The following is a 15,835-nucleotide window of genomic DNA, read 5'->3' on the forward strand; positions in this document are numbered from 1 at the left end:
AGTTACTCCTCCGGTGTTGACAGCACGACACGTGCCGGCGAACCGTCTAAGCCTTTTAAGCGCAGCGGCAGAGCAACCATGTTATAATCGCCTTCGGTTACCCGGGAAAGGTCCAGCAGTTCGATGACGATGCAGCCATGCCCGAGCAGTTCACGGTGCACAGCCCCGTCGCAATGAAATGATTCGATGGAAGGGGAATCGATCCCGACGCATCGTATCCTGCTGCGGGTGACCAGTTGCGCTGCATCGACAGAAAGGCAGGGATAATCTTCGGTGAACCGGTTGGTGCCGGAGAATGATGTTTTGAGAAGGAGGCGCTCCACACCCCCGGCTCTCTCCCGGAGGTGCTCTGCGGTGATTGTGCTGCCTGCACCGCGTACATCCAGCACCCGGCACCTTCCGATCAGGTTGTCCAAAGGAATTGTATCGATCGTATCCCCGGATTTGAGATAGTGGGCAGGGGCGTCGATATGGGTGCCGGTATGCGTGCTCATGTGGAGATCGCTTACCAGGTAGTGTCCCATGTCCTGCTGTCTGAACGTGGGGGGCAGGTCACCGGGATATACCAGCATATCGTTTGCGAGCGGACGAGTTACATCAACAATTTTCATACACTTATCAGTTCTCCCAGCCATGCTCACCGATGAGCGGGACAAACCGGACCCCGCCATGGAACGACTCTGATACCCTGCCCCTGTCTTTCTCCAGCACAACCAGCTCCTGGACACCCCGCCCCCCCACCGGCGCCACGAGCCGTCCGCCATCGGCCATCTGGACGATGAGCGGTGTGGGGACCTGCGGGGTTGCTGCGGTGATGATGATGCCGTCATAGGGAGCATTATCTGGATACCCGAGCGTCCCGTCACCAACAATGATCTCGGCATTGCCAACATTAAGGGCGGCCAGATTTTTCCGCGCGAGACCGGCGACGTCCGGGATCCGTTCGACCGTTGTCACCTTTCGTACCAGTGCGGCAAGTACCGCAGCCTGGTACCCGCTCCCTGCACCGATCTCGAGCACATTATCCTGTGCTGCCGGCCGGATCAGGGCTGTCATCAGCGCAACGATGTATGGCTGGGAGATGGTCTGCCCGTTGCCGATGGGGAGCGGGCAGTCGTCATATGCCGCACGGTCATACGGCGGGGGAATGAATATATGACGGGGGATCTCCCTCATTGCTGCAAGCACGCGGGGTTCGCGGATACCCCGGGCTTCGATCTGGTGTTCCACCATCCGCCTGCGTTCATCATCCCGCCCGAATTGAGCCATTCCAGCCTTTTTTAAAACCCGGATTTTTCTGCCACATCAATCGACGCGTCGATCTGTTTCTGGAGTGCGTCAGGAAGCCCGATGATCTTGACATCGAGGAAGCCACGGATAATGGTTGCGGTGGCTTCGTCTTCGTCAAGGCCCCGGGACATCAGGTACTCGATCTCGTCCCGTGCAAGCTTGCCCACGGCAGCTTCATGGGAGAGCTCGGTTCCGACAACGTTACCCTCAATCTCCGGGACCGCATAGATCCTGCCGTCCTGCAGGATCAGCCCTTTGCATTCGAGATGCCCGCGGGTGCCTGCTGTCTTGCCAAGAATATGCCCGCGGGAGATGATAGTGCCGCCTTTTGTTATAGCACGCGTGATGAGTTCGGCACTTGCACCTTTTCCCTCAAGGATCGCACGGGAGCCGATGTCAAAGAACGATGTTTTGGACGCGATCACGATGCTTGAGAACCGTGCGACGGAGTTCTCTCCCACGAGATTTGCCGTGGGATACATCTGCACCTTCTTTACCGGTTGCATGGAAACATAGTTGGAGAGGAATACCCCGTTCTCTTCAACAACGGAAGCGCTTCGCGGGAAGACTTCGATATCCTCTGACCAGTTGTGGATCATCGTGAAACTGATCTTGGCGTTCTTTTTTACATAGAATTCCGATATGCCATAGTGCGCCCCGCCTTTACCCACATGTGCCCCGCTCGTGCAGCCGGAGATGATATGGAGCTCGGCATCCTCCTCTGCGATGATGATATTATGGACATGCTGGATCTGTTCGCGCCCGAGATACAGGCATGCCTGGATGGGCAGTATGTTGTTTGAGCCTTTATGCGCGATGATCACGTAACCTTTTGGATCTTTTTGTGCAGCAACATACTTCGTGATATCGTCTTTCTCCGGTGGCACGACCTTCCAGTTGTAGTCCTTCAACCAGTCGTACTTTTCCATCGCTTTTTTATATGAAAGGACTTCAATTCCCTCCTGTTCGCATTCAGCATGGACGATGTCCTGGTCCATCTGGAGGTAGCTCCCGCACCGGTTTTTCATGGCAAGGTCAATACCCGACTGTGCAAGCCGTTCCTGATCGACTTTGGAGAGAGGGGTTGGGATCAGTTCTGGCGGCATTCAAGGCACTCCTTGTATCCATGCTGCTTGATGTCTTTTAAGATTTCGCGGGGATTGCCCCGGCACTTGATCATGCCCTCACACATCACATGCCCCTTATCGGTTTCGAGATAGTCGAGGATATACCCGGTATGGGTGATCACGAGCCCGCTCTTCTGGCGTTTGATGACATGTTTCTCCTTCTCAAGGAGCGAGCCGATCGCAGACCCGATCAGCGAGATATTTTCAAGGTCGACCCCGCTCTCCGGCTCATCGAGCATAACAAAGTCCGGGTTCTGGATCATCAGCTGAAGTACTTCGCTGCGCTTGATCTCCCCCCCGGAAAACCCTTTGTTGATGTCGCGTTCCAAAAATTTATCCATATGAACAGATGCCGCGAGCCCGGGAATATCTTCTTTTTTCGTCTTGGAAATTGCGGTGAGGAGCTTGCCAAGTCTGAGCCCGGAGATCGTGGGAGGGCGCTGGAAGAGCATGCCGATACCCCGTTGCGCCCGCTCGTGGGCCCGCATCTTTGTCACGTCCTCGCCTTTAAAAAGTATCTTTCCTTTCGTTATCGTATAACTGGAAAATCCCATGAGGGTCATGAGCAGCGTGGTCTTTCCCGACCCGTTGGGGCCCAGCAGCACATGGGTCTCACCCTCCCCGATATGCAGGTTTATGTCGTGCAGCACCTCTTTTTCGCCGATATTTACGTGAAGGTCTTCGATATACAGCATACAATAATCGTAGATTGTTTGTCGATTGCTGCATTAAACGCTTTTCACCCTGCCATCCCACTGGATCGCGGGGTATATCGTCACCATTTAACTAATCCTGTGCAATAGTACAGATAAAAACGTAAAACTGGTGCGTCAGTGCGTCCGGAGAAAGTGCAGGATAAAACGGGCAAGGCAAGGGTCCGGAAGGGCTCACAGGGTGCCAAGCAGCAGGTGTTGTCCCATGAACCTGCAGAGCTCAAAAAATTTACAAACCGGATTATCTGCGGGAATGCACAGCAGGTGCTTGCCCGGCTCCCTGCCAGGAGTATCGATCTTATCATCACATCCCCGCCCTACAATTTCGGGCATGCCTATGCACAGGACTCACGGAATGATACCTGTGCATGGAATGAATATTTTGCCCAGCTCCTTATGGTATGGCAGGAGTGCGAACGGGTATTGAAACCCGGCGGGCGGATAGCCGTGAACGTCCAGCCGCTTTTTTCTGATTACATCCCCACGCACCACATCATCTCGTCCCAGCTCCAGGGCCTCGGATTGTTATGGAAGGCGGAATTTGTCTGGGAGAAGAACAACTACAATGCAAAATATACAGCGTGGGGGAGCTGGAAGTCGCCATCGATGCCCTATATCAAGTACACATGGGAGTTTATCGAGGTCTTTGACAAGGAGACGCACAAGAAGGGCGGCAGGAGGGAGGATATCGATATCACCGCTGACGAGTTCAAGGAATGGGTGATCGGGAAATGGTCATTCCCGCCGGAGATCAGGATGAAGGACTATGGTCACCCCGCGATGTTTCCCGAAGAACTGCCAAGGCGGCTGATGAAACTCTTCTCGTATAAAAACGACATCGTGCTTGACCCGTTCAACGGGGCAGGGACGACCACACTTGTCGCAGGGAAGCTCGGGCGCCGGTTCATCGGGATCGATATCTCCCGGCAGTACTGCAATACCGCACTTCAGCGCCTCGGAGTGGTATCAAAAGGACATGAGCCATCCGATGACTCTCCCCGGCCGGCGATCCTTGAGCTTGACGGCACGGGCAGTCGCAGCTGATCTGTCAGGCAGCTTTCAGAGCCCCACGGCATGACTCCTTACCCACGCATATGTCCCCACCCGGTCGTACTGGTGTTCGACGATGTAATTATGCACCAGGGCATTCTGTTGTAACCTCCCTGCCAGGGCATTGTAGATCGGGACGCGGAGGTTGTAGGTTTTGATATTGCCGGTGGCTTTGAGGGATTGCAGCTCGTTTTTTAAAGATTCTGCCTGCCCGGAGAGCTCAACGAACCTTTTGTCCGTCAGGATGTAGGTATCATGCAAAAACCGGGTCTGGTCGCAGGCCCCGTAGGCCTTTGACCCGTTGCCAAGCGGGATCACGAGGGGGTCGTCAGGCGTGAGCACGACCCCGCCTGCCAGTCCATCTGGCGGGACACCGACAAAGGAGAAATTGGTGGTTTCGATATAGGCATAACCCGTGCCTTTGTAGTCTGTACCTGTGCAGGCAATGCCGACTGCCATATGGGACTGGTCAGGAAACGAGAGCAGGGCGACACGGTATCCTTCACGCGACAGGAGACCGGCGAGAAGGAGGCTCTTGTCATCGCAGTCACCGGATTTATCGGTGAAGGTCTCGATGGGAAACTTGACCGGGTTTTCGGCGAAAGTCTCATAGCGTATCGACTGGACAAAGACCGATAATAGTTCAACGTATTCATCATCAGTCAGTTCGCTCTGCTGCCGGATCCCCCGGAACCTGGCGAGCAGCTCCTGGTAAAACTCTTCCTGGTTGGGGTCACTTACCATGGACAGGTACGTCCGGGACGACCACTCCTGTTTTGATACGTTCCCATAAACCGTCACTTCCTTGTCTGCCGCTTTTGCACCTGCATAGACCGAGCCGTTCACCGGCATCGTGAAGGTGATTGTGGAGCGTTCAAAGGGGTAGGTATAAACCGGGGCAGCGGGCGACGGTGCGTTTTGCACCGGGGTGATCCGGGGAACAATTACGTTTTCACGGTTTAGAAGGGGGTTAATACACCCGGCAGACACTACAAGGCAGAGCACCACCAGCACCACACAGGCAGCAGTCATGTACAGGCTGAAAAAATTCAGGCATCGGATTAATCTTCGGTTCATAAGAGATCCCTGATGTCTGCAATCGAGCCGATGACATAGTCCGGCCTGACCGGCGCATTAAGAAGCGCCCCCTCGTTAAATTTTCCTGTCCTTACAAGGACCGTTTTCATGCCAATTGCGCGTGCGCCCGCAATATCAGTCAGGATGTCATCGCCGATCATTGCTGCCTCGCAGGGATCAAGACCGATGTCACGGAGCGCCATTTCAAAGAATACCGGTGATGGTTTGCCCATGACGGTTGCAGTTTTTCCGGTCGCATATTCGAGCGCAGCAACAAACGGGCCGGCGGAGAGCATCAGGCCATCGGGGGACATCCAGTACCGGTCTTTTTCAAGTGCAATGATCTCTGCCCCGGCATTTACTGCACGGAACGCCGCATTGAGGCGCTCATAGGAGATCGCATCTCCGGCGTCTCCGACTACAACGTAATCGATGGCGCCCTCCCCGTGTATGTCGCAGGAATTCTCAAAATCCTTATGGACATCGCCTGTCGTGATGAGCATGCAGCGGTGCTTTCCAAGAGCATTCATCCGGGCAATCGCGGCAAACGGCGGCGTAAAAATTGAGGGCTCCGGGATATCAAAACCAAGACGGGCGAGCCGGCCGGATATGGTCTTTTTACAGGATCGTGTTGTGTTGGAGACAAACCTGAACCGGTATTTCCTCTCCGCCAGCAGTCCGATTGCCATGCGTGCCCCGTCGATTACCTGCTCCCCCGTATAGAGGACCCCGTCGAGATCGATGAGAAATCCTTTGACATCCATGCCGGTGACCATTTTATGATCAGGACCCCTTTTTTCCAATGTGAATGTTCGTTGTGTTGTTGTTTGCACCGGAGGCGTATTTAGCGTTGCTTCACTTTCACGCCACGCAGCGGGTGTTTAAACCGCATGTCCCGAACCGGTATTCTGACAATGGCAGCTGTTCATGCCCAGTCCCGGATGGGAGCCCATTGGCAGCAGCGTATGGAGGCGCTGCGGGAGTACGAGGTCATCCGCGACGGGAATATATCAGGGACAAGTCTTTATGGCCGGTATCTCCTCTCTTCTGAATATAACCGGGCCCGGGAGCACCTTGCCCTTCTGTTGAAGACATTCGAGGGGGTCCCGCTATCAAAAGTTTTTGCCGGCAGGGAGCTGGAAAATGAGGAGGGAGTATGTTTCTTGCTTGAGAGCCTGCACCCACTCCCCCCCAAGTCAGTTGATATTGAAAGATTCAGGTCAGCGATCGTTGCGGATCTCACCCTTGTCCACGGGATCGGGGAAGCGAATCAGCGCCGGTTAAAAGCGCGGGGGTACCAGACCCTTTATGACCTTGCACAGACACCAAAGTTCCGGGTGCCGGCCCTGCAGGTGATCGACCATCTGGACGGCGGCAATTCTGAAGAATTGATCAGCCTTATCGGGAGAAGGCATGCGCGGTCCCACCCGCTCGTCCTCGGCGCGGCCTCGTACCATGAGCCGGAGGATTACGTGTTTCTTGATATCGAGACGCTCGGTCTCTTTTCCCGCCCGATCATCCTTTTTGGCATCGGGGTGCTGGAGAAAGGGCAGCTGGTTGTCCGCCAGTACCTGTTGCGCGGTATCGATGAGGAGCAGGCAGCCCTTGCGGCAGCATGCGATCACCTGTCTGGTGAACAGCCGGCCCTTGTAACATTCAACGGGAAATCCTTTGATCTCCCCTACATGCAGGACCGGCTCGCATATTATGGAATGGGCAGCGCCTCCCGCCTCCCCCATTTCGATGTCCTTTTCTTTTCAAGGAGGAGGTGGCGCGACCAGTTCTCCTCGTTACGCCTTAGTGTACTTGAAAAGGAGATATTAGGGATCCGGCGGGAGGAAGACATTCCCGGCCAGATGGTGCCTGAGTTCTACGAGAAATACCTGCAGACACAGAACTGCGGCCCGCTCGTCCCGATCGTTGAGCACAATAAACAGGACGTGGTATCGCTCGCAATGCTCTTCTTCCGGTTACTTGAGGACTATGACGGCTGTTGTTGATCTTGTCGGCTTTCTTTGCCAGAACCCGGTGTACCGGAACCGTGTCGTACACACGAGCGTCACCGGACCGGAACCCCCACAGTACGGAACGTTGTCCTCCCCGCTAAACGACGCGATGGCAGGATACCTTGACCAGAGAGGGATGCGGCTCTATACCCACCAGTGTGATGCCATCAACAACATCCGCAACGGGAAAGACGTCATCATCACTACCCCGACGGCAAGTGGCAAGACGCTTGCGTTTAATATCCCGGTATTTGAACGTCTCGCGGTCGATCCGGACGCGCGGGCGCTCTATCTTTATCCGACAAAAGCGCTTGCAAACGACCAGCTGGCCACTCTGGAACAGATTGCGCGGTTCACCGGGATTTCCGCACGACCTGCGATCTATGACGGGGACACGCCGCAGTCAAAACGGCCGGCAATCCGGGAGCATGCCCGGGTGGTCATCTCCAACCCGCATGAAATTCACCAGCTGCTCCAGTGGCATTCCAGGTGGAGCGATTTTCTTTCGAACGTAGAGTTCATCGTGATCGATGAGGCGCACCGGTACCGGGGAGTATTCGGATCCCATATCGCACTTATGATCCGCAGGCTCATCCGGCTCTGCGATCATTACCGGTCCAGCCCCCGGTTCATCCTTTCGACCGCAACGCTTGCAAACCCGCGTGAGTTTGCCGGGCGGCTGACCGGCCGGGCGTTTGAACTCGTGGACAGGGACGGTTCGCCCCATGGCAGGAAGCATTTTGTTCTCTATAATCCTTTTTATGACGGGATTGGCGAGCGCTCAACCCACCAGGAGACAAAAGACCTGCTGGTCTCGTGTACAAAAGCCGGCCTCCAGACGCTTTGTTTTACCGGCTCCCGGAAAATGGCAGAGCTGATCACCGTCTGGGCACGCGAGGACGCCCGGCTTTTCTCCCCAAAACTTGCCGGCTCGATCGCTTCGTACCGGGCCGGGTACCTCCCGGAAGAACGCAGGGCGCTCGAACGGCAGTTCAAGGAAGGCTCCCTGAAAGGGGTGGTCTCCACAAACGCACTCGAACTCGGAATTGATGTCGGTTCGCTGGACGCCGTTATCATCTCGGGATATCCGGGCACCATGATATCGACCCGGCAGCAGGCCGGGCGTGCCGGGAGAAACGGGGGCGCATCGCTTGCCATCCTTGTCGCGCAGGCAAACCCGCTTGACCAGTATTTCATGAACCATCCCGACAAGTTTTTTAAGCGTTTGCACGAGCATGCGGTTGTGGACACGGATAACCCCTACATTGTCTCGGGGCACATGCTCTGCGCTGCGGCCGAGATCCCGTTACGGGATGAGGCGGGCGGAGAATATTTCGGGAAGGGGTACCTCCGTTTGCGTACAGAACTTGCGGCAAAGAACCTCCTGAAGCAGACCTCGCGCGGCTGGGTATATGCAGGGCGGGGCAGGGCAGCAGGCGCCGTAACTCTCGATGGCATTCCAGCCGAGACGTTCCGGATCATGTGCAACGGGAGGCTGCTTGAGACCAAGGACCGGGCGCAGGCATTCCGCGAAGCTCACAAGGGTGCGATCATGCTGCATCAGGGGCAGAGCTATATCGTGAAGGAAATGGACCTTGAAACGCATACGGTCCGCGTCGTGGAAACCGATGTTGATTATCACACGCAGCCATTAAAGGAGGTCACCCTTGCTATTATCGAAAAACTCGAAACCCGGACGATCAACGATGCCCGATGTGCATTTGGCGAGGTGGAGGTGACTGAGCAGTACACCGCGTACAAGATCAAGCGAGGGGATACAATCATCGGCGTGGAGCCGCTCTCCCTCCCCCCGCTCACGTTCAGGACGATGGCATTCTGGATCATTCCTCCTGCCGCTCTCGAACAGGAAGTTACCGTGGCAGGACTCGACCTTGCCGGGGGACTGCATGGCGCGGAGCATGCAATCATCGCGCTGATGCCCCTCCATGTCCTGTGCGACCGGTGGGACATCGGCGGTTTGTCATCACCGGTGTATGGTGACAGCGGCGAGCCGGTGATCTTTGTCTACGATGCGTATGAAGGGGGGATCGGGCTTGCCGAAAAGGCATTTGAGATCCTCCCAGTCCTCTTCTCCACTTCGCACGAGCTTGTCCGGGACTGCCGGTGCGAGGAAGGGTGTCCGTCCTGCATCTACTCCCCCAAGTGCGGGAATGACAACCAGCCGCTGGATAAAGAGGCGACATTGCGGATTCTCAAAGGCCTGTGCGGGGTGCCGGATGATAGGGCAGGGTGTGCGGCACTGCCATGTGAACCCGGACATGCTGCCCGGTAGCAGCACGGGGAATTTAGTCCACGAGCACAACCCGTTCTTGAGGTGCCTCAGGTTCTGGCAGGCTGTTGTCAAAGAGGAAAAGGTCATCAATACGTGCGTGCAGGGCTACAGCGACATCGTGAGCGAGTTTGAGCGACGGGTTATATTTCCCCTGCTCCAGAAAAACGATTGTCTCTCGCCGGACACCAATTTTTTTTGCAAGGTCGTCCTGCGTCATGGAAAGCCGTGTCCGGTATGCCTTTATCCTTGTCTGCACTGCGGTTTCCTCGCTTCATTATGAATTTTTAGTCTACATCCCCTTTCCGGAATAGATACATCTGGAAGATGCCTGCAGAGAGTGAAAGGATAAGTATAGACGCCAATAGCGCGTTCTGGGTGCTGAGTTTGAGCATGCCAAGGTAATCCAGCCAGAAAAGAGCGAACATGAAGAAAAGGCCGGTCAGCCATGCATAGGATAATCCATATGCCCCGATCTTCTTCGACCTTTCGTCTGATTCCGGACCATCCCCGTATCTCCGGTGACGGGAAGTTCCGGCAATCAGGAAGGTAAATCCTGCACAGATTAAAATTGTGCCGATAATGGTATCTCCCGCATTCAGGAAGATGGATGCGATACCACTGATGACCATCAGCGCTCCGATAATAATCCGAAAAAGATTCCTTGGTTTCATCCGTGTCACGCTTATATGTTATCTATTTCTAACATTCATAGGTATTAATGTTATCTATTTCTAACATCAAATTAAGAATGGCACTTTACTACTTAAATTCGGTTAAAAAATGGAAAATTATTCTTGGATCGTGGAGCGGACTGACAGGAAGACCGGCCCCCGCACATCGACTTTCTTCTTGTTATCGGTGACTGCACGCATCGCGTAATCTTCAATCTTTAAGTTGATATCGCTGGGCAGTTTTGCCATCTTTACCTGGACTGTTGCTGGTCTCCCGCACCGGGCCGCTTCTTCAATACGGGCAGCAGCGAGTGCTGCAACTGCGCTCAGGTAGCTGATGCCGGTTGACACACCCTCTGTCCGAACCTGTTTCCACTTTTCCGCGTCAGGTACGCCAAGGATTGAGCCGTCATGGACAAACACTTCATTGGCGCATGCCGGGCCGCAGAGCTTTGCGTTTGATTCGGTCTCCTCAACGACAACACGGACCTTCCGGTTGCCAAGTTCCCCGTCCCATACATCGAACGAGCATGGGCCCGGGGCAGTTGCATGTGCGGCGGCAACCCGGGCAATGGCAGCTGCAAGCAGTTTTCCCTCAATTGAGGAAGGCTCCTCGCGGAGGTGGACAGCATGGGAGATCTCATGATCGGTGACCGGTTTTGGGAAGAACTGCGGGAAGACGAGCTGCCTCACATCGTCTGCATTATAAGCGATAATGGCAAGCCGCTCGACCCCGAGCCCGAGGTTCATGACCGGGACACCGATCCCATACTCCGCGAGTGCCGAGGGAGAGTACATGCCAAACGTCGCAACCTCAACCCAGCCGTGCACCGGGTGCCGGGCATACACTTCGGTCTGGGTGTCCGGCATATAGTACTTGGACCGTTTCTCATCGGGCTGGAAACGGAAATCGGTGTACCCGAACGCGGACAGGAGCGCTTCGCTGACCGCTTTTCCCTCGTCATTGGTGATGTCCTCTCCCGCAACAATGCATGACGCGGAGTGGTAGGTCATAAGACGGGTCGGGCTTTCGGCCTGCTCGCGCCGGAAACAGCGGTCAACCGAGAAGAGCCGGATGGGCAGCGGTGCCCGTTCCCAGATGGCGCCAAGGGTTAAAAACCAGCCGCTCGTCATGTGGCTGCGCAGGGTGCTGCGCGAGGATTCGGGGGCAAGGGCTTTGAACTCGGGGAAGACCGCATCGAGAATATGGACCACCAGTGCATCGTCGACACCGAGGACCTTTGCGAGCTCGATCGTGAGCTCGTCCCCGTCGATCTCGGACTTCTTGTACGCGTGGAGTGTTTCCCGCAGGTGTTCCTCGGTCTCGGTCGTCATGGGCCGGTACGGCTCACCTACCGGGTGCGCCTTGGCCGGGTCGGTGTCGCCGTGGGCAAGAGGGCTCTGGTGGCTTCTCAACAGGTCATTGATCTCGTCCAGTTGCTTGCGTGAAATCCCCACATTCGGGCGCGGGAGCCCGCCGAGATAAAAGACCCGGTCGAGTACCGCCATCGCTTCGGGCCCGAACTGCCGGTAGATATCCTTTTCCTCAACGATCACAGGGTTCTCCGCCTCATCAAAGCCGAGCGCGAGATAGGTCTCGCGCAACCGGTTGATGGTTGCAAAGACCGGGTGAGCCTGCGCCCGCTTGTAGGCCAGGCACGGGTACCGTCCGGCATGGCCTGAGGGGGTGAGCACCGACGGCCCCTCGTGCCATGCCCCCTCAAAATTCTCATGCGCCTTTCTCTTCCAGTCGTCAGGATTGAACTTCATTGCACTCGCTCCAGGCAGACCACCCTGCTGAGCCGGTTCTCATCTTTTAATTTGTAATCGCATGCTGCTGAAATCTGCTCCGCAAATTTGCGGACACGTTCATGCTCCGGCATATTCTCCCTTTTTAATCGGTTTCTACTGTATCCCAGATACATGTATCCCTTCACCTCAACAAAGGATGCCCCCGAGTCCTGCAGCAGCCCCGCGTATTGTTCCGGGGCAATGTCATTCAAACCACCGACAAGGGTTATCCGCACCGCAGACCGCCGTTTTCCCAGCAGGTGCAGGCTCTCCTGCACCCGTTCCCAGAAATCTCCTATTGGGCGGCACGTTTTCATGTACGTCTCCCTGTCAGGAGCATCAAGCGAGACATACGTCTGGTATGGGTGGCACCTGGCGAGCATCTCCGGGTTCGTGCCATTGCTCACAAGGAATGTCGTGTAACCTTTCTGGTGGAAGAGGTCGATGAGCTCCGGGAGATGACTGTACAACGTGGGCTCTCCGGAAAGGGAGATTGCGACATGTTTTGGATCTAAGGCTTCCTGCCACCGCTCATCAGTCACCGTGTTATCGAGCACTGCGTTATACCCGGCGAGGGCTTTTTTCTGGAGCTTTTGGATGCCCGCAAGAATAACCTCAGGAGAGCACTCCTCTTCTTGAGTAACTTCGTGTTCGAACGAGCGCCAGCAGAAGAGGCAGCGCTGGTTGCAGCGCAGGGTGGGAGTCATCTGGACGCAGCGGTGGCTCGCGATCCCGTAGAACTGGTGCTTGTAGCACATCTCACCTCCGGCAAGCGCCCGCTTGCACCACATGCAGGGCTTGAGCGCTGCAGAAGACTCCGGCGAAAAAAACTGGTAGCCCTGTTTTTTCAGGGCGTCACATGGTGCTGATGGCATCGATCCCAAGTGTCTCAAGGGACTCTTTGAGCGTGTTCTGCGCCGCTTTAACAAGCGTGAGCCGACGGTCCCTGACGGCCCCCTCGCTTTTTAAGACCGGTTCGAAGTGGTAGAACGAGTTGAAGGTGTCAGCGAGTTCGCGGGCATATGTCGCAAGAATGTGCGGACGGAGTTCAGCAACAACCTTTTCGATGACAATGGGGAATTTTGCGATCTGTTTGGCAAGCGCGATCTCCTGTTCTGTCTCAAGCTCGCAGCATTCGGTATATGTGTCCGCCTTCTCAAGAATGCTGCAGGCACGGGCATGGGCATACTGGATGTACGGGCCGCTCTGTCGCTCGAAGTTGAGCGCTTCGTTCCAGTCAAACACCGTGCTTTTTTCGGGTGAGACTTTAACGATATCGTACCGTATCGCCGCGAGCGCTACCGACTTCGCAATCGAATTTCTCATGCCCTCGTCAAGGTCCGGCCTTCGCACGGTCACTTCATCATATGCGCGTTTTGTGACCTCGGTGATCAGGTCGTCGGCAGAAACGAACTTTCCCGCCCGAGTGCTCATCGAGCCTTCGGGGAGCGAGACAAATTCGAAATGGACGATCTCAGGTGCTTTCTCTCCCAAAAGCCTGAGCGTGCACTGGAGTTGTGCCCCAATTAGCTTGTGATCAGCGCCCAGTACATCGATGACCCGGTCGAAGTTGGCTGCCTTCCACGCATGGTAGGCAAGGTCCCGGGCGGCATACACCGAAGTGCCGTCCGTGCGCCGGATCACGTACTTGTTCTCAAACCCGAATTCCGCAAGATCGAGTGCAAGCGTGCCCTCCTCCCGTGCCTGCGGAAGTTTTTTGATCCTGCCAACCATCCGTCTGGTGTCCCCGTTCCGGATGAAATCGCTCTCCCAGACAAACCTGTTATGGGCGACGTTGAGATTTTTTAGGGTAACCGCAAACCCGTCAAGGCAGCGGGACACCTCTTTCCTGAATTTTTTAACCGTTGCAGGATCACCGTTTTCGACCAGTTGCATCAGGCAGTCGACCTGCCCGGTAATGGCGGGATCTTTTTCTATCTCCCGGTTTGCAGCGATGTAGATCCGGGCGATGTGGGCGTCCTCTTTTTCCCAGTCCGCCTGTGCACTGTCGAGGTGGTCAAACCCCCAGATTACAATCGCAATCTGGCGCCCCATGTCGTTCACATAATACTGCACCTCAAGCCGGTACCCTGCCTTCCGGAACGCCCGCGCGAGCGTGTCGCCGATGATTGAGTTCCTGATATGTCCGACGTGGAGCGGCCCGTTCGGGTTTGCGCTTGTGTGCTCAAGGACAACCCGGTCCGGCTTTTTTGCATGCGACCCGTAGCCTTGTTGGGTTGCAGCCTTTAAGATGCCGGCAAGATACGAACCGTCAAAGTAAAAGTTCAGGTACGGCCCGGATGCCTTCACGGTCGAAGATGCAGTCTCCCTGATCTTTTCTGAATATTGGGCAACAAAGTCCTGCGCCCATTTCGCCGGGGGGATCTTCCTGATTTTTGCGACGATGAATGCCTGTGTTGATGAAAGGTCGGCATGCTCCCCGCCGTCCACGAGGCTGACATCCCGGATCCCGGAAGATTCCTGCAGTATTCTGGCAATCGCGTCATACCGCAGTTTAAAGTCGCTCTTCCCGTCTTCCATCACAAACCCGTCCTGTACCTCAGGATCGCTGCAATGCCGCCGAATGCAGAGAAGAGGATCGAACCCTCTTCAAAATCATCTGAAATTATCTCGACTTTCGCGCTGCTCTGGTCGGCAAGTTTTGTCAGTTCGTCAATAATGTCAATCTCTTCCTCAAGCGCAAGTGGCGCCGTGCACTTCGGGCAGGTGCCCGGTGCAATGTCCTTGACTGTTTTTCCCGGCTCCATACTGACGGTCCGTTCATCAGTATGCCCGCAGCTCTGGCATCTTACCTTCAGCCGTGACTTGCGCAGGTTTGCCGAAAGCAGCAGGGTATCGATCGCGCCGATCTCGAGGTTTTTACGGATGCTCTCCTCACCATATGCGGCAAGCCCTGCTTCCTTTACCAGCTCCTTGAGGAACTTGTCCATGAACGCCTTCTCCTTGATCACGGTCATGCCCTTGAGCGCGTCCTTTGCCGAGTCCACAAGCTCTGACAACCCGTCTTCGTTGGTGTACGCAACATCAAACAGACCGATGATCCGTTTCTGGATCTCGTGGTGGAGGAAGGATCCTGCCTCAAACTCTTCCTTGGTGGGACTGGGCCCGCCGATCAGGACGCCCTTGAACCGCTCAAAAAAGTCCTTTTCCGCCAAGAAGATCGCGCTTGAGCGCTCCCCGACTTTTGTGTAAAATTCGTTAATCGCGATCTCACGGAGGCGCCCGAACCGGGCTGCTGACTGGCCGCCTTTGCGCTGTTTGCCGGGGACCGTTGAGGTCGCTCCCCCCATCGGCTCGATCCGGTTGCCGCGTAAAAATCCCCAGTAAGCTTCCCGCCGGTCGAGCACGAGGAGCCCGTACACGGCCTTTTCTTCAAGCATCTGCTTGAGCGGCTCGAGCTCGAACTTCGAGCTGCAGCGGTACATGTAGAGGTTGAGGGGTTCGGGGGGTTCGATGATGGTGCACTGGAGGTCCGTCCGGTCTCCATAGAGCTGGACAGTCCCGCAGAAGACCGCCATGCCGTGTTCCGGGGGCTTCTTGTAGTACTTGAGCCTGGACAGGATTGACGAGATCGCGCTTTGTACATTCGTACGGGTCTGCTTGCTTTTTATGTTGGCGCACTGCCCGAACTCGTCCTTTAACTGCCCGGTCACGTCGTAGATCTGCTTGTCGGGCGGGATATAGAGCGTGATCAGCTCAGTCCCGTCCCCCTGCTGGAGCTCAAGCTTCTCAAGCGTCTTTTTAAACTCGTAGCGCCGGCGCGCCTCATCCATCTCAACCACTTCTGCCATCCGGA

The 15,835-nt window shown here is 55.7% G+C and carries 15 protein-coding genes; 3 read left to right on the forward strand and 12 right to left on the reverse strand.

Annotation, left to right across the window (positions count from 1 at the left end):
* Positions 1-2 precede the first annotated feature (2 nt).
* Genes OS112_01835 through OS112_01850 form a run of 4 tightly spaced genes read right to left on the reverse strand, consistent with a single transcriptional unit; the run spans position 3 to position 3,112 of the window.
* Entirely contained in the window at positions 3-611 is a 609-nt protein-coding gene (locus OS112_01835) for a cyclase family protein (protein ID WAC05397.1), read from the reverse strand.
* Between the two features lie 7 nt (positions 612-618).
* Entirely contained in the window at positions 619-1,269 is a 651-nt protein-coding gene (locus tag OS112_01840; protein ID WAC05398.1) for a protein-L-isoaspartate(D-aspartate) O-methyltransferase, read from the reverse strand.
* A gap of 11 nt (positions 1,270-1,280) precedes the next feature.
* Positions 1,281-2,396 (reverse strand): SufD family Fe-S cluster assembly protein, encoded by a 1,116-nt coding sequence (locus OS112_01845; protein WAC05399.1) that lies wholly within the window; start codon positions 2,394-2,396, stop codon positions 1,281-1,283.
* Positions 2,381-3,112 (reverse strand): ABC transporter ATP-binding protein, encoded by a 732-nt coding sequence (locus tag OS112_01850; protein WAC05400.1) that lies wholly within the window; start codon positions 3,110-3,112, stop codon positions 2,381-2,383. The genes OS112_01845 and OS112_01850 overlap by 16 nt, the downstream gene beginning before the upstream one ends.
* Positions 3,113-3,250: 138 nt before the next feature.
* Between OS112_01850 and OS112_01855 the strand changes: the two genes are divergently transcribed.
* The gene (locus OS112_01855) at positions 3,251-4,174 is read left to right on the forward strand and encodes a site-specific DNA-methyltransferase (GenBank protein WAC05401.1); all 924 of its coding nucleotides are present in this window, start codon (positions 3,251-3,253) and stop codon (positions 4,172-4,174) included.
* A gap of 15 nt (positions 4,175-4,189) precedes the next feature.
* Here OS112_01855 and OS112_01860 read toward each other — a convergent pair whose 3' ends face one another.
* Both OS112_01860 and OS112_01865 read right to left on the reverse strand, forming a co-directional pair.
* Positions 4,190-5,212 carry a hypothetical protein gene (locus tag OS112_01860; GenBank protein WAC05402.1) on the reverse strand — a complete coding sequence of 341 codons (1,023 nt, stop codon included), beginning with the start codon at positions 5,210-5,212 and terminating at the stop codon, positions 4,190-4,192.
* 41 nt (positions 5,213-5,253) lie between these two features.
* A complete protein-coding gene (locus tag OS112_01865) occupies positions 5,254-6,033 on the reverse strand; it encodes a TIGR01458 family HAD-type hydrolase (protein ID WAC05403.1) in 780 nt (259 codons plus the stop codon).
* Between the two features lie 114 nt (positions 6,034-6,147).
* Here OS112_01865 and OS112_01870 point away from each other — a divergent pair, with 114 nt between their 5' ends.
* Both OS112_01870 and OS112_01875 read left to right on the forward strand, forming a co-directional pair.
* Positions 6,148-7,257: a ribonuclease H-like domain-containing protein gene (locus tag OS112_01870; protein ID WAC05404.1), complete on the forward strand. Its 1,110-nt coding sequence runs from the start codon at positions 6,148-6,150 to the stop codon at positions 7,255-7,257.
* On the forward strand, positions 7,241-9,556 hold the full coding sequence (locus OS112_01875) for a DEAD/DEAH box helicase (GenBank protein WAC05405.1): 2,316 nt from the start codon (positions 7,241-7,243) through the stop codon (positions 9,554-9,556). The genes OS112_01870 and OS112_01875 overlap by 17 nt, the downstream gene beginning before the upstream one ends.
* 13 nt (positions 9,557-9,569) lie before the next feature.
* Here the strand turns inward: OS112_01875 and OS112_01880 are convergent, their stop codons facing one another.
* From OS112_01880 to prf1, 6 genes are all read right to left on the reverse strand, one after another.
* Positions 9,570-9,812: a helix-turn-helix transcriptional regulator gene (locus OS112_01880; protein ID WAC05406.1), complete on the reverse strand. Its 243-nt coding sequence runs from the start codon at positions 9,810-9,812 to the stop codon at positions 9,570-9,572.
* Between the two features lie 28 nt (positions 9,813-9,840).
* Positions 9,841-10,185: a hypothetical protein gene (locus OS112_01885; protein ID WAC05407.1), complete on the reverse strand. Its 345-nt coding sequence runs from the start codon at positions 10,183-10,185 to the stop codon at positions 9,841-9,843.
* A gap of 159 nt (positions 10,186-10,344) precedes the next feature.
* Positions 10,345-11,997: an O-phosphoserine--tRNA ligase gene (gene sepS / locus OS112_01890; protein ID WAC05408.1), complete on the reverse strand. Its 1,653-nt coding sequence runs from the start codon at positions 11,995-11,997 to the stop codon at positions 10,345-10,347.
* Positions 11,994-12,893: a 4-demethylwyosine synthase TYW1 gene (gene twy1 / locus OS112_01895; protein WAC05409.1), complete on the reverse strand. Its 900-nt coding sequence runs from the start codon at positions 12,891-12,893 to the stop codon at positions 11,994-11,996. Before twy1 ends, sepS begins: the two co-directional genes overlap by 4 nt.
* Entirely contained in the window at positions 12,874-14,559 is a 1,686-nt protein-coding gene (gene argS / locus OS112_01900; protein ID WAC05410.1) for an arginine--tRNA ligase, read from the reverse strand. Before argS ends, twy1 begins: the two co-directional genes overlap by 20 nt.
* Complete coding sequence (gene prf1, locus OS112_01905; GenBank protein ID WAC05411.1) at positions 14,559-15,830, reverse strand: peptide chain release factor aRF-1; 1,272 nt, start codon at positions 15,828-15,830, stop codon at positions 14,559-14,561. The genes argS and prf1 overlap by 1 nt, the downstream gene beginning before the upstream one ends.
* Positions 15,831-15,835 lie beyond the last annotated feature (5 nt).

Origin of the sequence: Methanoregula sp. (genome assembly GCA_026625165.1) — an archaeon.
In the GTDB taxonomy this organism is placed as follows: Archaea; Halobacteriota; Methanomicrobia; order Methanomicrobiales; family Methanospirillaceae; genus MVRE01.